We start from the raw sequence: 16,426 nt of genomic DNA on the forward strand, positions 1-16,426 counted from the left end.
GACTGATGATCTCTCCTCGCCAACGCTTCGGTCTGGCCCTCGCCCTGACCGTCGCCACCCTGATTTCGTCCCCCGCCCGCGCCGGGCTGGCCATCCAGAACTGGACCACCCCCGGCGGCACCCGCGTGTTCTTCGTCGAGAGCCGGGCCCTGCCCATCGTCGACGTGCAGGTGGATTTCCGCGCCGCTGGCACTGAAGTCCCCGCCGGCAAGGCCGGGCTCGCCGGGCTGACCCGCGGCCTGCTGGATGCCGGCGCCGGCAACCTCGACGAAGACGCCATCGCCAACCGCGTCGCCGATCTCGGCGCCCAGATCGGCGGCGGCGCCGACATGGATCGCGCATCGCTGTCGCTGCGCACCCTCAGTTCCGCCACCGAGCGCGACGGCGCGGTGGAGCTGCTCGCCACCCTGATCGGCAAGCCGACCTTCCCGGCCGCTGCGGTCGAGCGCGAGAAGTCCCGCCTCATCGCCGGCCTGAAGGAAGCCGAAACCCAGCCGGATTCGATCCTCTCCCGGCGTTTCGCCGCGGCGATCTTCCCGGATCACCCCTACGGCCGCACGCCCACCGTCGACACCGTGACGACCATCAGCCGCGACGATCTGGCGGATTTCCATCGCCGCAACTACACGTCTGCCCGAGCCACGGTGAGCATCGTCGGCGATGTGTCCCGCGCCGAGGCCGAGGCCATCGCCAACCGACTGGTGGCCGACCTGCCCGTGGGTGAGGCGCCGGCCGCGACCGTCAACACCACCGTGCCGGCGCGCCAGGTGATCCGTGTGCCGCACCCCTCGGCCCAGGCCCACATCGCCGTCGGCCAGCCGGGCATCCGCCGGGGCGATCCGGATTTCTTCCCGCTGTTCGTGGGCAACTACATCCTGGGCGGCGGCGGCTTCGTGTCGCGGCTCACTGGCGAGGTGCGCGAGAAGCGCGGCTACGCATACAGCGTGTACAGCTACTTCGCGCCCCAGCGCGACGTCGGCCCGTTCCAGATAGGCCTGCAGACCAAGGGCAGCCAGACCGATGACGCCCTCAAGGTGGTTGGCGCGACCCTCGACGAGTTCCTCGCCAAGGGGCCGACCGAAACCGAGCTCAAGGCCGCCAAGGACAACCTGATCAACGGCTTTGCGCTGCGCCTGGATTCCAACCGCAAGATGCTCGAACAGGTGGCGGCCATCGGCAGCTTCGGCCTGCCGCTGGATTACCTCGACACCTGGCGCGACAAGGTGCGCGCGGTCACCGTGGCCCAGATCCGCGACGCCTTCCGTCGCCACGTGTCCCAGGACAATCTGGTGACGGTGGTGGTTGGCGGTGACGGCGACAAGACCGCGGCGCCGAAAAACGGAGCCGCCCGTTGAGTCGCATCCGCATCATCGGCGGCGAGTGGCGTTCGCGCCTGATCGACGTGCGCACCGTGAAGGGCCTGCGCCCGACGCCCGACCGGGTGCGCGAGACGCTCTTCAACTGGCTCGGCCAGGAGATGGACGGCCTGCGCTGCCTCGACCTCTTCGCCGGCAGCGGCGCGCTGGGTTTCGAGGCGGCCTCGCGGGGTGCGGCGAGCGTCACGATGATCGAGCAGGACCCGGTCGCGCTGGCCGCGCTGCAGGCCAACGCGAAAACCCTACAGGCGACGTGTGTACAGGTTGTGCGGGGCGATGCGCTAAACTTCGCCCGTTCCACGGCCCAGCCCTTTGACGTCGTGTTCGTCGACCCGCCCTACCGGGCCGGCTGGATCGATCGCATCGCGCCGCTCCTGCCGAAGCTCCTCAGCGACGAGGGGCTGGTCTATGTGGAAGCGGAATACAAAATCGACAACATCGACCGATTGACACGAATCAAGCACGGTTCGGCCGGACAGGTGTATTACCACCTCTTCGCCCGCGCCGACTGATCGACGTCGATCTCGCCGGCCGGGAGGGGCATTGCATGAGGGACGGTATCGCGGTTTATCCGGGCACCTTCGATCCATTCACCCGCGGACACGAGGATCTGGTTCGCCGGGCCTCCCGCCTGTTCGAGAAGCTCATCATCGGGGTGGCGGCGAGCGGCGGCAAAGGGCCGATCTTCTCCCTCGAGGAGCGCGTGGAGATCGCCAGGGAAGTCCTGGCGCCCTACCCGAACGTCGAGGTGCAGGGGTTTTCGTGCCTGCTGATGGATTTCCTGCACCGGAACAACGCGCGGGTCATCCTGCGCGGGCTCAGGGCGGTGTCGGATTTCGAGTACGAATTTCAGATGGCCGGCATGAACCGCAAGCTCTACCCGGACGTCGAGACGGTATTCCTGACGCCGGCCGACGAGTACATGTTCATCTCCGCCACCATGGTGCGCGAGATCGCGCGGCTCGGTGGTGATGTCAGCAAATTCGTGCAGCCGAGCGTCAACGCGCGGCTGCTCACCAAGATCAACAAACAGTAAGTAACGAAGGAAACAAGCAAAATGGCCTTGATGATTACCGACGAGTGCATCAACTGCGACGTCTGCGAGCCGGAGTGCCCGAATGGCGCCATCTCCCAGGGTGATGAAATCTACGTGATCGACCCGAACAAGTGCACCGAGTGCGTCGGCCACTTCGACGAGCCCCAGTGCCAGCAGGTCTGCCCGGTGGATTGCATCCCCTTCAATCCGGAGCACCCGGAAAGCAAGGACGACCTGATGGAGAAGTTCCTCCGCCTGACCGCCGACAAGTAAGCAGTCGCGCGCCAGAACGGAAAAAAGCCGGCGGCACCTTCGGGTGCGCCGGCTTTTGTGTTTTTACGGCCGGGGAGGGTCAGGCCGCCAGGGCGGAAGGCGCTCCGGGCGCCACAGGCATGTCGAGGGCCTGTTCGATCTGGTCGGCCAGCTTGCCGATTTCGCGCAGCTGGATGACCAGGGTCTCCTCGGCCTGCTGGAGTTCGCGGACCCGGTCTTCGAGGGTGTCGGTGGCCTGGTGGATGCGCTTGACGCTCTCGAGGCGGCGCTTGAGCTGCAGCTGGTATTCGCGCACCTGGGTTTCGAGGGGCGCCATCACCGCCCGCAGCCACTGCTCGGCGTCCCGGTTGGCCACTTCGAAGGTGCGCCGGGCCTGCACCGCGACGGTCTCGAAGAACTTCTGGGTGAGGGTGTGCTTCTCGGTGGTGACGATGGTCAGCACCGTGTTGAACTGGCTGTTGAAGGCTTCCTCGAGGCGCTCGATCTCCTTCTCGTAGCGCAGCGTCGAGAAGGCGGTGGGCGCAGCGAGCTTCAGGCCGTGCTCGACGGTGAAGCGCTTGTACATGGCGTCGAGCATCTTGGAGATCTCGCCGATCTCGTCGGTGGATTTCTTGAGGTTGCCGCGCAGGTGCTGGAAGAAGCCCTTCATGGCCTCGCGCAGGCCGCGGGAGAAGGCGGCGTCGAGCATCGCCTCGCGGGTGCGGCGGGTCTCGTCGCGCAGGGCGTCGAGGCCCAGGTGACCGAAGAGGTTGTTGGAGAGGTTGGAGAACACGCTGCGCACGGCGTAGTACTTCTGCAGCCCTTCCTCGAACTCGTCCTTCTCGGAGCGCACCTTGCGCATCATGTATTCGATGACGTTCTGGTTCTTGCCGCGCAGGTCGGTGAGTTCCTGGAGCTGCTCGCGCAGGCCGGTCAGGCGCGCGTTGAGGAGCTCGCGGCTGCGGCTGACGATGTCGGCCACGTCGCCGTGGGTGTTGTCGCGGACGATGTCGCGCTTGGTGGGCAGCAGCTCGGTGGACAGGGCCCGCTCGAGATCCACCAGCCGGCTGCGTTCGAGCAGCTCGGCGTCGTCACTCACCTTGGCGACCAGGCCCTTCTGGGCCGACACCGGGAAGACCTGCGACGGGTCGATCTCGAGGGTGCTGGCGACGCTGGCCACCTGGCCGGCGATCTCGCGCTCGATCTCTGCGTCGGTGCGCAGGCCGTCCCACAGGCCGTCGATCTTGTTGAGGGCGACGATGCGGCCGCGCTGGCGGCGCCCGGCATTGACGTGCTCGCGCCACACGGCGAGATCGCTCTGGGTGACGCCGGTGTCGGCTGCCAGGATGAACAGCACCGCGTGGGCGTTGGGCAGCAGGTTGAGGGTGAGCTCGGGTTCGGCGCCGATGGCGTTGAGGCCCGGCGTGTCGAGGATCACCAGGCCCTGTTCGAGCAGCGGGTGCGGAAACTGGATGATGGCGTGGCGCCACAGGGGAATCTCGACCTTGCCCTGGGCGTCGGGGCGGATGCCCTTGTCGCCGCTGCCGTCGATGGGGAAACCCAGCGCCTCGGCTTCGGCGACGGTGGCCATGCGCGTCTCGCCCACCTGGGCCAGCGCCTGCTGGAGGCTCTCGGCCGAGCTGGTGTCGAGGGGGCGGATCTGCCATTCCTCGGGGTAGCGCTTGAGTTCGGTGATGCTGGCGTTGGTCTTGCGGCTCTCGATGGGCAGCAGGCGGATCTCGGGCTGGTCGCCTTCCTTCCATTGCAGCTCGGTGGGGCACATGGTGGTGCGCCCGGCGCTGGAGGGCAGGATGCGGTTGCCATAGCCGGCGAAGAACACGGCGTTGATGAGCTCGGACTTGCCACGGGAGAACTCGGCCACGAAGGCGACGATCAGCTTGTCCTCGCGCAGGCGGTCGAGCAGATACTGCAGGCGCAGATCGGACTGGGCATCGCCGATCTCGTTCTCCTGCAGCCACTTGCGGAGCTCCCCGATCCCCGAGGCGACGTCTCCGCGCCACTGGGTGTAGGCGGAGAAATGTTCAGCAAGCATTTGGGCGTCTTTCACGAGCTTGATTCCTGGCCACGCGCCGCATTACCGGCAAATTTTTGCGAGTTGACAGCATAAACGGGATCGCCCCGCGCCGGAATGGTTTCAGCGCTGGCAGCGGGGGCAATAGAAGGTGGCGCGCTGGCCCATGATCCGCTTGCGGATCGGCGTGGCGCAGTGTCGGCAGGCCTCGCCGTCGCGGCCATAGACGAAATACTGTTGCTGGAAGTAGCCCGGCGCGCCGTTGCTGCCGACGAAATCCCGCAGCGTGCTGCCGCCCGCCGCCAGGGCGTCGGCGAGGGTCTCGCGGATGCACGCCACGAGCCGCGCGCACCGCTTCGGGCCCAGCTCGCCCACCGGCGTGGTCGGGTCGATGCCGGCGCGGAACAGGCTCTCCGACGCGTAGATGTTGCCGATCCCCACCACCACGCTGCCGTCCATGATGAAGAGCTTCACCGGCGTGCGCCGGCCGCGGCTGGCCTTGTGCAGCCACGGGCCGTCGAAGGCGTCGTCCAGCGGCTCGATGCCGAGGCTGGCGAGGAGCGGGTGGGGCGCCTCGCCCGGCTGCCACACCACCAGGCCGAAGCGCCGCGGGTCACGCAGGCGCAGGGCGCGTGGGGTGAAGACGATGTCCAGGTGGTCGTGCTTCTCGGGCGGCAGATCGGCCGGCACGATGCGCAGGCTGCCGGACATTCCCAGGTGCACCACCAGGCTCCCGGTGGGAAAGCGCAGCAGCAGATACTTGGCGCGCCGCTCGACGGCGACGAGGGGATGGCCGGCGAGGAGGTCGGCCAGATCGGCGGGCACCGGGTGGCGCAGCCGGCCGTTGCGGATCACCGCGCCGGTGGCGACGAGGCCGGTGAGTTCCGGGGCGATGCCGCGGCGGGTTGTCTCGACTTCGGGGAGTTCGGGCATGGCAACGGGCTTTGCGGGGCAGGGCGAAAGGAGCGAAGGCCGCTTGCTTGCTGGCCTTCGGGAAAGCGCCTAACATCGGGCGAACCCTATTGTAGCGGCGCGATCCAAGCTCACGCAGCCGTTGCCCGATGCGTCGGGCCTTGAACCGACAGTCCAGTCCGAGTCATTTTCCATGAAGCCATCTTTCCGCCTTGCGCGCCCGGCCCGTCTGCTTGCCGCCCTGTTTCTTGCAGGTGGCCTGCTGGCCGGCGCGGCCCACGCCCAGCAGCCGCTCGATGCCGGGGGCGTCGAGGCGACCGAGGGCAAGGCGGTCTATCCGGGGCAGGAGCTCACGCCGCAGATCCTCTACCAGCTGATGCTCGCCGAGGTCGCCGGCGCCCGCGGCCAGGGCGTGATGGCGGCCCAGTCGTATCTTGATCTCGCCCGCCGGACCCGTGACGCCCGCATCGCCCGGCGTGCCGCCGAGATGGCCGTGTTTGCCCGTCAGACCGATCTCGCCAGCGACGCCTCCCGCCTGTGGCTGGAGCTCGATCCCACGTCGCTGCAGGCCCAGCAACTGGCCTCCGGCGCCGCCGCCAGCAGCGCCCGCATCGAAGAGCTCGAAACCCATCTCGCGTCGGCGCTGGCCCGGCTGGGCGACAAGGTCGGCCCTGCGCTGCTTGGGCTCAACCGCGGCCTCGCCCGCATCCCTGACAAGGCGCTGATCCGCCGGCTGGTGAATGACCTCACCCAGCCCTACCTCGACCAGCCCGAGGCGCACTTCGCCCGCGCCAACGCGGCCTACACCGCCGGCGATGCCGCAGGCGCCGCCCAGGCCCTCGAAGGCGCCCTGCGCCTGCGTCCCGACTGGGAGCAGGCGGTGGTGCTGGAGGCCCAGCTTCTCCAGGAGACTTCACCCGGCAAGGGCATCGAGTCGCTCCGGACTTACGTCGCCGCCCATCCCGACGCCCGCGAGCCGCGCATCACCCTGGCTCGCCTGCTGGTGGCCGCCAAGCAGTTCGGCCCGGCGCGGGAGCAGTTCGACGAACTCCTCAAGCGCTCGCCCGACGACCGGGACGTGGTGCACGCCTCGGCGTTGCTCGCCATGCAACAGGGCGACCGGCCGGCTGCCGAGCGACATTTCAAGCGGCTGCTCGAGCTGGGCTTCCCCGAGCCCGACACCGTGCGCGTCTATCTCGGCCAGCTTGCCGAGGAAGCCAAGCGTCCCGACGACGCGATCGCCTGGTACAAGGCCGTCGAGCCAGGCGCCCAGTACGTGGCGGCCCAGGGGCGCATCGCCCAGGTGCTGGCCAACCGGGGCAAGCTCGGCGATGCCCGCGCCCACCTGCAGGCGCTCGCCCGCGAGGCCGCGCCGGCCGATCAGGTGCAGTACGTGCTCCTCGAATCCCAGTTGCTCCGCGACGCCAACCGCAACGACGACGCCTTCATGGTGCTCGACGATGCGCTCCGGCAATCCCCCGACAATCCCGATCTCCTCTACGAATCCGCCCTGATGGCCGAGCGGATCGGCCGGGTCGAGGTGATGGAAGGTCGGCTGCGCAAGCTCATCGCCCTCAAGCCCGACCACGCCCACGCCTACAACGCCCTCGGCTACTCGCTGGTGGATCGCAACCTGCGCCTCGACGAAGCCGAGACGCTGATCCGCAAGGGGCTGGCCCTCGCGCCCAACGACCCCTTCGTCATCGACAGCCTGGGCTGGGCCCAATACCGCCGAGGCAAGCTGGCTGACGCCCTCGAAACCCTGCAGAAGGCCTTCGCCCTGCGGGCCGATCCCGAGATCGCCGCCCACCTGGGCGAGGTGCTGTGGATGCTCGGCCGCAAGGAAGAGGCCGCGAAGACTTGGCGCGACGCCGCCAAGGCCCATCCGGACAACACCGTGCTGGCCGACGTCATCAAGAAGTTCAAGCCTTGAAGCCCGCTGTCCTGATGCTTGCGCTCGGCCTCGTCGGCTGCGCGGCGCCCGCCCTGCGCACACCGCCGGTCGAAATGACGCCTGCCGCCGAGATCACCCGCTTCGCCGTCGAAGGTCGCCTTCAGGTGCGCGACGCCGAGCGCAGCGCCGCCGTGGGTTTCGACTGGCAGCACGACGGCCCGCGGGATGAATGGCTGTTCACCGGCCCGCTGGGGCAGGGCCTGGCGCGGATCGAATCCGACGCCAGCGGCGCCCGCATGACGCTCTCCGACGGGCGCCGCTTCGAGGCCGCCTCGGCCGCCGAGCTGGCCGGTTCGCTCCTGGGCGTGGAAGCGCCCTTCGCAAACCTGCCGCGCTGGGTCACCGCCCGGCCCGGCGCCGGCGCCCAGGTGCGCACCGTTGACACCCAGGGCCGCCCGCGCAGCGTCGTGGATCAGGGCTGGACCATCGATTACACCGACTACACCGGCGAGGCGCCCGACGCCCTGCCGCGCAAGCTCGACGTCCACCGCGGCGACACCCGCCTGCGCCTGATCGTCGATGCCTGGAATCCCTGAGATGACGACCGCTGAAATCTTCGACCCCGCCGCACCCGTGACCGTGCCCGCGCCGGCCAAGATCAACCTGTTCCTGCACATCATCGGGCGTCGCCCTGATGGCTACCATTTGCTCCAGACAGCTTTCCGGATGATCGACTGGGGCGACGAGATCACCCTGCAGCGGCGCGACGACGGGCAGATCCGCCGCACCACCGACGTGCCCGGCGTGCCGGCCGAATCCGATCTCGTGGTGCGCGCCGCGCTGGCCCTGAAGGCCGCCAGCGGCTCGCCCTGGGGTGCCGACATCGGCGTGGAGAAACGCATTCCCATGGGCGGCGGGCTCGGCGGCGGCAGCTCCGATGCGGCCAGCGTGCTGATCGCCCTCAACCGGATCTGGGGCTGCGGGCTGTCGCGCCAGCGGCTGCAGGAAATCGGCCTCACCCTGGGCGCCGACGTGCCCTTCTTCGTGTTCGGCGAGACGGCCTTTGCCGAGGGCGTGGGCGAGGCGCTGCAGGCGCTCGACGTGCCGCCGGCGTGGTACGTGATGGTCGCGCCGAAGGTGTCGGTGCCCACTGCTCAAATTTTTTCTGCGCCAGGGTTGACACGGGATAGCAAACCCCTAATAATGCGGGGCTTCGCAACACACGAAACGCGAAACGACATGCAGACAACGGTCTGCAAGCTGTTTCCCGAAGTGGCTGAAGCGCTAGGGTGGTTGTCGCAGTATGGGGCAGCAATCATGAGCGGTTCGGGGGCCTGCATCTTCGCTCCCTTCTATTCGAAGGATGTGGCAGAGCAGGTCAGGGCCAAGGCCCCGGAAGGTTGGGATGTCTGGATTGCCAAAGGGCTTGACAGTCACCCGCTGAAGGGTTGGGTCGCGCAAGTGTGAAAACGATTTCTTGGGGAGTCGCCAAGTTGGTCAAGGCACCGGATTTTGATTCCGGCATTCGAAGGTTCGAATCCTTCTTCCCCAGCCAAATTCAGCGGGCAGGCCGAAAGCCTGCCCGCTTTGTTTTTTGCATCTTTTTTAGCAGCAACGTGAGGTGATCATGGCTTCGGGCAGCCTGATGGTTTTCACCGGCAACGCCAACCCCAAGCTCGCCGCAGATGTCGTGCGGCGCCTGGGCAAGTCTCTGGGTTCCGCCACTGTCGGGCGTTTCTCGGACGGCGAGGTCAATGTAGAACTGCTGGAAAACGTGCGTGGCAAGGACGTCTTCGTCCTTCAGCCGACCTGCGTTCCCACCAACGACAACATCATGGAATTGCTGATCATGGTGGATGCGCTCAAGCGGGCTTCGGCCGGCCGCATCACCGCAGCGATTCCCTACTTCGGCTACGCCCGTCAGGACCGCCGTCCCCGTTCGGCCCGTGTGCCCATCACCGCCAAGGTCGTGGCCAACATGCTGCAGGCCGCCGGTGTGCAGCGCGTGCTGACCGTCGATCTTCACGCCGACCAGATCCAGGGTTTCTTCGATATCCCGGTCGACAACATCTACGCCGCGCCGGTCCTGCTCGACGATCTCGAAAAGCAGCGGATCGAAGACCTGCTGGTCGTGTCGCCGGACGTCGGTGGTGTGGTCCGCGCGCGTGCCTTCGCCAAGCGCCTCGAGTGCGATCTGGCGATCATCGACAAGCGCCGCCCCAAGGCCAATGTCTCCGAGGTGATGAACATCATCGGTGAAGTCGAAGGCCGCACCTGCGTGATCATGGACGACATCGTCGATACCGCCGGCACCCTGTGCAAGGCCGCGCAGGCCCTCAAGGAAAACGGCGCCAAGCGCGTGATGGCCTACGCCACCCACGCCGTGCTGTCCGGCCCGGCGATCAGCCGCATCAACGAATCCGACCTGGACGAGCTGGTCGTCACCGACACCATCCCGCTGTCCGACGAGGCCCGCGCCTGCAAGCGCATCCGCAGCGTGTCGATCGCCGAACTGCTGGCCGACACCATCCTGCGGATCAGCAACGAAGAGTCGGTCAGCTCGCTGTTCAACGAGTAAGCCTGTTTTTCTCGAGCCGGTGGGTGCAAGCCCGCCGGCTTTTTTCCGACGCCCGTCTGGTCGCGGTCGGGCGATACAACCTGGAGTAGTTGTAATGACCATTCAATTCAACGCCAAGAAGCGCGAAGTGCAGGGTTCGAGTGCGAGCCGCCGCCTGCGTCGTGCCGGCAGCGTCCCCGCCATCGTCTTCGGTTCCGGTGAGCCGATCCAGATCTCCGTTGACCACAACGAGATCTACCACGCCCTGCGCAACGAGGCTTTCCACTCGTCCGTCCTGTCCATGAACTTGGACGGCGCCGTGCAGTCCGTGATCCTGAAGGACACCCAGTGGCACCCGTACAAGCAGCAAGTGCTGCACCTGGACTTCCAGCGTGTCGACGCCACCCACAAGATCCACGTGAAGGTGCCGCTGCACTTCATCAACGCTGACATCGCTCCGGGCGTCAAGCTTGAAGGCGGCATGGTCTCCCACCCGTACACCGAACTGACCGTCGAGTGCCTGCCGGGCGCTCTGCCGGAATTCATCGAAGTGGACCTGAAGGACCTGAAGAGCGGCGCCTCCATCCACGTGTCCGGTCTGACGCTGCCGGAAGGCGTGAAGGCCCTGACCCACGGTGAAGACCCGGTCGTGGCCACCATCCTGGCGATCCGCGGTGGCGACGATGCCGCCGAGGAAACCCCGGCTGCCTGATCGACCCTCGGGGTTGCAGGGCCACTGACGCCATGAGCCAGCTTGCACCGAAGCTCATCGTCGGCCTTGGCAACCCCGGCGCGGAGTACGCTGAAACCCGGCATAACGCCGGGTTTTGGTTTTGTGAGCGCCTGGCCCGCGAGCTGGGCGTCTCATTCAGCAAGGAAGCGCGCTTCCACGGCCTCGCCGCCAACGCCCGCAACGACGGCGTGTGGCTGCTGATGCCCCAGACCTTCATGAACCGTTCCGGTCAGTCGGTCGCGGCGCTTGCCCGCTTTTACCGGATCAATCCGGCCGAGATCCTCGTCGTCCACGACGAGCTCGACATTCCTCCGGGTCAGTTGCGCCTCAAGTTTGGCGGCGGCCTCGGCGGCCACAACGGCCTCAAGGACATCACCGCCCACATGGGCACCCAGGATTTCTGGCGCCTGCGGGTTGGCATCGGCCATCCGGGCGACCGCAACGAAGTGGTCAACTTCGTCCTCAAGCCGCCCCGGCGCGAGGAGTCCGAACTCATCGACGAATCCCTCGATCGCGCACTCGCCGCCTGGCCGCTGATGGCCAAGGCCGACTGGAACGCCGCGACCCAGCGTCTCAACACCCGTCCCGCCGCACCCAAACCGACACGTCAGGCGTAGCCAGCGCGAAAAATCGCGTATCGGCTTAAAGCTTGTCACCCGGCCGCCGTAGACCCGCCCATCAAGGGGATGGACACCCGCTGTGTCCGTTCGAGGGAAGGGATCTGCAAATGCGCAAGCTGTCGGATACGCCAATCTGGTTGCGACTGACCGGAGCCATCTGGCTCATGCTGGTCATCGCCTGGGGTGGCATGATCGCCTGGGAGACCCGGGGCAATCGCGAAACCGCCATCGATCAGGCTCAGGATTTCGCAAACTCGATCCACGAGATGACGATGGCCGGGCTCACCGGGATGATGATCACCGGCACGGTCGGCCAGCGGGAGGTCTTTCTCGACCAGATCAAGCAGCTGAGCGTGATCCGCGAATTGCAGGTGATCCGCGGCGAAGCGGTTTCCCGCCAGTTCGGTGCGGGCTCCCGCAGCCAGCCGGCGCTGGACTCCGACGAACAGGCCGCCATGGCGACCCGCCAGCCGTTCGTCCAGGTCGAGCGCGACGCTCAGTCGGGCGAATACCTGCGGGTGGTCAAACCGGCCCTCGCGTCCGAGAACTACCTCGGCAAGAACTGCATCGCCTGCCATCAGGTGCCGGCGGGGACGGTGCTCGGCCTTGTCAGCATGAAGGTGTCCCTCGACAAGGTGAATGCGGCGGTCGAGCGTTTCATGTGGCAGCGCATCGTCGCGGCGGCTTTGATCTCCCTGCCGCTGATCGCCTTTGTGGGCTTCTTCGTGCATCGTTTCGTGGTCACGCCCCTCAACGAGATGAACCGCAGTCTCGCTGAGATCGCCAAGGGCGAGGGTGACCTGACCCGCCGTCTCAAGGTGTCCGGGAGCGACGAAATCGGCCAGACGGCTTCCACCTTCAACGAGATGCTGGGGACCATCGCCCAGCTGGTCCGACAGGTCAGTGAGGCGGCAGGGCGGGTGATCGGATCGTCCCACGAGCTGGCCGCTGGCGCGGCCCGCGTGATCGACGGGTCGCGCCGGCAGCATGACCAGTCGGATCAGGCGAGTGAGGCCGTGTCGCGGATGACAGGCAATATCCTGGATGTCACCACCAGCGCCGAACAGGTTCATCAGCGCTCCCAGGAGAGCCTGCGTCGGGCCGGGGAGGGCAGCAAGACACTGGAGTCCCTCGTCGCCGAGGTGAATCACGCCGAAGACGCTGTTCGCCAGATGGCGGATTCAGTGGAGCAGTTCGTCCAGTCCACCACGGTGATCACCACCATGACCCGCGAGGTGCGGGAGATCGCCGACCAGACCAATCTGCTCGCGCTCAATGCCGCCATCGAGGCCGCCCGGGCCGGCGAACAGGGCCGCGGGTTTGCCGTGGTGGCCGACGAGGTACGCAAGCTGGCCGAAAAGTCTGCTCGCTCGGCGGGTGAGATCGACGCCGTCACGTCGCAGATCTCCCGTCAGTCGGTGGCGGTACGCGATGCCATCCACGCCGGGCTCGATCACCTGGCCTCAAGCCGGGAGGCGGTCGGCACCGTCTCCGCCGCCATCGAGTCTGCCAACGAATCCGTGGTTGCCGTCGGGCGTGGGCTCGACGAGATTGCGGTTGCCACCGAGAACCAGCGCCGGGCCAGCGAGGCCGTCGTCGAGAGCATCGACGCCATCACCGCCACGGCCCGCGAAAATGACTCCGCCGTCGAATCCACGGCCCGCGCCGCCCGCGACATGGAAACCCTGGCCAGCCAGCTCCAGCAGACGGTGTCCCGCTTCCGGGTCTGATCCGTCGGCGCCGCCTCAGCCCTGCAAAAAGGCCGGAGCAATCCGGCCTTTTTGTCATGGGCGAATGACAAATGCCGGGTGAGCGGGAAAACATCACGCCCCGGGCGGCCGACATGCTTGCGCGGACGTGACAATTCGCCACAATTGAAAGCTTGGATGCACTGCCTCCGGCTTTAACCGGCGATGGTCGTCAGAACCTGATTCAAGGGAACCCATGCTCCTGCGCTACCTGGTCGTGCTGGCGACGGCGATTGCCATCTTTCTCGTCGGAGCCCTGCGGCCGGCCCATAACTTCGACATCGTCGGCTACGTGGCGACCGCCCACTACAAGCAGGGGCTGCGGGGCGAGGCGCTGGCGCAGCGCACCTATGCCGAGGTGAGCGCCGAGATTGGCCCCGCCCGCCTGTCGGCGCTGCTCAACGGCCCCTATGGCGGCACGGTGCGCAGCGATCCGGTTTCGCTGGAGCAGCAGCTGCCTTTCTATACGATCCGTCAGGGCTACGTCTGGCTGATGGAGCTCGCCCACAAGGCCGGCGTGGATTACGCCCGCTCGTCCTATCTCATCGCGGCCTTCTTCCAGGCCGTGTCGGTGCTGCTGCTGGGGCTGATCGCCGCGTCGGTCGGGGTGTCGCTGTGGGTGATTCCCGGCGTGGTATTCCTCGCCAACTATGGCGAGCTCGCCCAGCTGTCGACGCCCGATGCGATGGCCTGCGCCTTTACCCTGGCGGCGACCCTGCTGGCGCTGCGACGCAGCCCGTGGGCCTGCCTGTTTGCAGTGGCGCTGCCGCTGGTGCGCACAGACTTCGTGCTGTTCTCGGCGCTGCTGATGGGGGTGATGTTCCTGCAGGGGCGTCGCCTCTTCGCGGTGGCCGGGCTGGCCGCCGCGGTGGCGGCCTACGTGCTCAACAACAAGTTGAATGCCGGCTACAGCTACCTCACGGTGTTTCACTTCACGCTGATCGGCCTCGATCCCTATCCGGCCAAGCTGGTCGTCTCCACCAACCCCGCCGACTACCTTGCGGCCTACGGGAGGATGCTCAAGACGGTCGCCCGCAGCCCCCACGTGGTGGTCTATTTCGTGGCGGCCTGCCTGGCGATCATCCACCGCAAGGCGCTGTTCGGATCGCTGAAGCGTGCTGGCGGACGCGACGCCGACCTGGCCGCGCTGTACCTGCTCCTGCTGGTGCCGGCGGCCTTCGTGGTGGCGCACCTGCTGCTATTGCCGATCTATACCGAACGCTATTTCGCCTATCCGGCGTCGCTGATCCTGCTGTGGGTGATCCTGATGATGTCCCGCAGCGGCGGCCTGCCGGCGGCGGGCGGAGAGGCTGCACGTTATTGATACAAAGCAGGGCAGCGGAACCGGCTCAACGCGCTAGAATGGAAGATTGGCAGCACCCCATTAGTTGAAGACGGAGTTTCCCGAGATGCCCCAGTATCGTTCCCGCACCTCCACCGCCGGTCGCAACATGGCCGGCGCCCGCGCCCTGTGGCGCGCCACCGGCATGAAGGACGGCGATTTCGAAAAGCCGATCATCGCCGTGGTCAACAGCTTCACCCAGTTCGTGCCGGGTCATGTGCACCTGAAGGATCTGGGCCAGCTGGTCGCGCGCGAGATCGAAGCCGCCGGCGGCGTCGCCAAGGAATTCAACACCATCGCCATCGATGACGGCATCGCCATGGGTCACGGCGGCATGCTGTACTCGCTGCCGTCCCGCGATCTGATCGCCGACAGCGTCGAGTACATGGCCAACGCCCACACCGCCGACGCGCTGGTGTGCATCTCCAACTGCGACAAGATCACCCCGGGCATGCTGATGGCCGCGCTGCGCCTCAACATCCCCGCCATCTTCGTCTCCGGTGGCCCGATGGAAGCCGGCAAGGTGAAGTGGGAGGCCAAGGTGATCTCGCTCGATCTGGTCGATGCGATGGTCAAGGCCGCCGACAGCAGCTGCTCCGACGAGGAAGTGGACGCCGTCGAGCGCTCCGCCTGCCCGACCTGTGGTTCCTGCTCCGGCATGTTCACCGCCAACTCCATGAACTGCCTGACCGAAGCCCTGGGCCTGTCGCTGCCCGGCAACGGCACGGTGGTCGCCACCCACGCCGACCGTGAGCGCCTGTTCAAGGAAGCCGGCCGCCGCATCGTCGACCTCGCCCGCCGCTACTACGAGCAGGACGACGCCTCGGTGCTGCCGCGTTCCATCGCCTCCTTCAAGGCCTTCGAGAACGCCATCAGCCTCGACGTGGCCATGGGCGGCTCCACCAACACCGTGCTGCACCTACTGGCCGCGGCCAAGGAAGCTGGTGTCGATTTCACGATGAAGGACATCGACCGCATCTCCCGCAAGGTGCCCTGCCTGTGCAAGGTGGCGCCCGCGGTGGCCGACGTGCACATCGAGGACGTGCATCGTGCCGGCGGCATCATGGGCATCCTGGGCGAGCTCGCTCGTGCCGGCCTGCTCCACACTGACCTGCCCACCGTCCACAGCAAGAGCATGGCCGAAGCGCTGGCCACCTGGGACGTGATGAAGGCCCACGACGCCGGCGTGTTCAACTTCTTCAAGGCTGCGCCGGGCGGCGTGCCCACCCAGGTGGCCTTCAGCCAGGATCGCCGCTGGAACGAGCTCGACCTCGACCGCAGCCACGGCGTGATCCGCGACAAGGCCCACGCCTTCAGCCAGGATGGCGGCCTTGCCGTGCTGTACGGCAACATCGCCGAGAAGGGCTGCATCGTGAAGACCGCCGGCGTGGATGAATCCATCTGGACCTTCACCGGCCGCGCGCGCGTGTTCGAGAGCCAGGAAGACGCCGTGGCCGGCATCCTCGCCGACCAGATCGTCGCCGGCGACGTGGTGGTGATCCGCTACGAAGGCCCGAAGGGCGGCCCGGGCATGCAGGAAATGCTCTACCCGACCAGCTACCTGAAGTCCAAGGGCCTCGGCAAATCCTGTGCGCTGCTCACCGACGGCCGCTTCTCCGGCGGCACCTCCGGCCTGTCCATCGGCCACGCGTCGCCGGAAGCCGCCTGTGGCGGCGCCATCGGCCTGGTGGAAGAGGGCGACACGATCGAGATCGACATCCCGAACCGCCGCATCAATCTGGCCGTGGCCGACGACGTGCTCGCCGCCCGCCGGGCTGCCCAGGATGCCCGCGGCTGGAAGCCGGTGAGCCGCGAACGCGTGGTGTCTGCCGCGCTGCAGGCGTATGCCGCGCTGACCACCAGCGCCGACACCGGTGCGGTCCGCGACATCACGCAGATCCAGCGCTGACCCCCGCGGTCGCTG

15 protein-coding genes and 1 tRNA gene are annotated in these 16,426 nt (G+C 67.0%); 14 read left to right on the top strand and 2 right to left on the bottom strand.

All coding sequences use genetic code 11. The features are described from left to right. Positions 1–5 precede the first annotated feature (5 nt). From GH681_RS14145 to GH681_RS14160, 4 genes are read left to right on the top strand one after another with little or no spacing between them, the layout of a single operon-like run. Positions 6–1,355, top strand: a complete 1,350-nt coding sequence (locus tag GH681_RS14145; RefSeq protein WP_153162104.1) for a pitrilysin family protein — start codon at positions 6–8, stop codon at positions 1,353–1,355. Continuing rightward, positions 1,352–1,888, top strand: coding sequence for a 16S rRNA (guanine(966)-N(2))-methyltransferase RsmD (gene rsmD / locus GH681_RS14150; protein ID WP_153162105.1), 537 nt, complete (start codon positions 1,352–1,354; stop codon positions 1,886–1,888). Before GH681_RS14145 ends, rsmD begins: the two co-directional genes overlap by 4 nt. Before the next feature lie 35 nt (positions 1,889–1,923). Beyond that, entirely contained in the window at positions 1,924–2,412 is a 489-nt protein-coding gene (gene coaD / locus GH681_RS14155) for a pantetheine-phosphate adenylyltransferase (RefSeq protein ID WP_153162106.1), read from the top strand. 21 nt (positions 2,413–2,433) lie between these two features. Next, entirely contained in the window at positions 2,434–2,685 is a 252-nt protein-coding gene (locus GH681_RS14160) for a YfhL family 4Fe-4S dicluster ferredoxin (protein ID WP_153162107.1), read from the top strand. Positions 2,686–2,764: 79 nt separating this feature from the next. On the opposite strand, the gene GH681_RS14165 is transcribed toward GH681_RS14160, so the two are convergent. After that, entirely contained in the window at positions 2,765–4,717 is a 1,953-nt protein-coding gene (locus GH681_RS14165; protein ID WP_153162188.1) for a dynamin family protein, read from the bottom strand. A 102-nt stretch (positions 4,718–4,819) separates the two neighbouring features. After that, positions 4,820–5,629 carry a bifunctional DNA-formamidopyrimidine glycosylase/DNA-(apurinic or apyrimidinic site) lyase gene (gene mutM / locus GH681_RS14170; RefSeq protein WP_153162108.1) on the bottom strand — a complete coding sequence of 270 codons (810 nt, stop codon included), beginning with the start codon at positions 5,627–5,629 and terminating at the stop codon, positions 4,820–4,822. Positions 5,630–5,801: 172 nt separating this feature from the next. Here mutM and GH681_RS14175 point away from each other — a divergent pair, with 172 nt between their 5' ends. From GH681_RS14175 to ilvD, 10 genes are all read left to right on the top strand, one after another. Then, positions 5,802–7,541, top strand: a complete 1,740-nt coding sequence (locus tag GH681_RS14175; RefSeq protein ID WP_153162109.1) for a tetratricopeptide repeat protein — start codon at positions 5,802–5,804, stop codon at positions 7,539–7,541. Then, a complete protein-coding gene (gene lolB, locus GH681_RS14180) occupies positions 7,538–8,098 on the top strand; it encodes a lipoprotein insertase outer membrane protein LolB (protein ID WP_153162110.1) in 561 nt (186 codons plus the stop codon). The genes GH681_RS14175 and lolB overlap by 4 nt, the downstream gene beginning before the upstream one ends. A gap of 1 nt (position 8,099) precedes the next feature. Then, positions 8,100–8,969 (top strand): 4-(cytidine 5'-diphospho)-2-C-methyl-D-erythritol kinase, encoded by an 870-nt coding sequence (gene ispE, locus GH681_RS14185; RefSeq protein WP_153162111.1) that lies wholly within the window; start codon positions 8,100–8,102, stop codon positions 8,967–8,969. An 11-nt stretch (positions 8,970–8,980) separates the two neighbouring features. Next, positions 8,981–9,057 (top strand) — tRNA-Gln (locus tag GH681_RS14190). Between the two features lie 72 nt (positions 9,058–9,129). Next, positions 9,130–10,080, top strand: a complete 951-nt coding sequence (locus tag GH681_RS14195) for a ribose-phosphate pyrophosphokinase (RefSeq protein WP_153162112.1) — start codon at positions 9,130–9,132, stop codon at positions 10,078–10,080. A gap of 94 nt (positions 10,081–10,174) precedes the next feature. After that, on the top strand, positions 10,175–10,771 hold the full coding sequence (locus tag GH681_RS14200) for a 50S ribosomal protein L25/general stress protein Ctc (RefSeq protein ID WP_153162113.1): 597 nt from the start codon (positions 10,175–10,177) through the stop codon (positions 10,769–10,771). Positions 10,772–10,803: 32 nt separating this feature from the next. Continuing rightward, a complete protein-coding gene (pth, locus tag GH681_RS14205; protein ID WP_153162114.1) occupies positions 10,804–11,409 on the top strand; it encodes an aminoacyl-tRNA hydrolase in 606 nt (201 codons plus the stop codon). A gap of 110 nt (positions 11,410–11,519) precedes the next feature. Further along, positions 11,520–13,142 carry a methyl-accepting chemotaxis protein gene (locus tag GH681_RS14210; RefSeq protein ID WP_153162115.1) on the top strand — a complete coding sequence of 541 codons (1,623 nt, stop codon included), beginning with the start codon at positions 11,520–11,522 and terminating at the stop codon, positions 13,140–13,142. A gap of 214 nt (positions 13,143–13,356) precedes the next feature. Further along, positions 13,357–14,484, top strand: coding sequence for a hypothetical protein (locus GH681_RS14215; RefSeq protein WP_153162116.1), 1,128 nt, complete (start codon positions 13,357–13,359; stop codon positions 14,482–14,484). A gap of 85 nt (positions 14,485–14,569) precedes the next feature. Beyond that, on the top strand, positions 14,570–16,411 hold the full coding sequence (gene ilvD / locus GH681_RS14220; RefSeq protein ID WP_153162117.1) for a dihydroxy-acid dehydratase: 1,842 nt from the start codon (positions 14,570–14,572) through the stop codon (positions 16,409–16,411). The last annotated feature ends 15 nt before the right edge of the window (positions 16,412–16,426 follow it).

The sequence above is a fragment of the Zoogloea sp. 1C4 genome, from assembly GCF_009469605.1.
Classification (GTDB): domain Bacteria; phylum Pseudomonadota; class Gammaproteobacteria; order Burkholderiales; family Rhodocyclaceae; genus Zoogloea; species Zoogloea oryzae.

Coding starts and splice junctions, on each gene's coding strand:
- GH681_RS14160 (WP_153162107.1), top strand. CDS start 2,434: ATGGCCTTGATGATTACCGACGAGTGCATCAACTGCGACGTCTGCGAG.
- pth (WP_153162114.1), top strand. CDS start 10,804: ATGAGCCAGCTTGCACCGAAGCTCATCGTCGGCCTTGGCAACCCCGGC.
- mutM (WP_153162108.1), bottom strand. CDS start 5,629: ATGCCCGAACTCCCCGAAGTCGAGACAACCCGCCGCGGCATCGCCCCG.
- GH681_RS14210 (WP_153162115.1), top strand. CDS start 11,520: ATGCGCAAGCTGTCGGATACGCCAATCTGGTTGCGACTGACCGGAGCC.
- ispE (WP_153162111.1), top strand. CDS start 8,100: ATGACGACCGCTGAAATCTTCGACCCCGCCGCACCCGTGACCGTGCCC.
- GH681_RS14165 (WP_153162188.1), bottom strand. CDS start 4,717: ATGCTTGCTGAACATTTCTCCGCCTACACCCAGTGGCGCGGAGACGTC.
- GH681_RS14175 (WP_153162109.1), top strand. CDS start 5,802: ATGAAGCCATCTTTCCGCCTTGCGCGCCCGGCCCGTCTGCTTGCCGCC.
- GH681_RS14200 (WP_153162113.1), top strand. CDS start 10,175: ATGACCATTCAATTCAACGCCAAGAAGCGCGAAGTGCAGGGTTCGAGT.
- GH681_RS14145 (WP_153162104.1), top strand. CDS start 6: ATGATCTCTCCTCGCCAACGCTTCGGTCTGGCCCTCGCCCTGACCGTC.
- ilvD (WP_153162117.1), top strand. CDS start 14,570: ATGCCCCAGTATCGTTCCCGCACCTCCACCGCCGGTCGCAACATGGCC.
- GH681_RS14215 (WP_153162116.1), top strand. CDS start 13,357: ATGCTCCTGCGCTACCTGGTCGTGCTGGCGACGGCGATTGCCATCTTT.
- GH681_RS14195 (WP_153162112.1), top strand. CDS start 9,130: ATGGCTTCGGGCAGCCTGATGGTTTTCACCGGCAACGCCAACCCCAAG.
- coaD (WP_153162106.1), top strand. CDS start 1,924: ATGAGGGACGGTATCGCGGTTTATCCGGGCACCTTCGATCCATTCACC.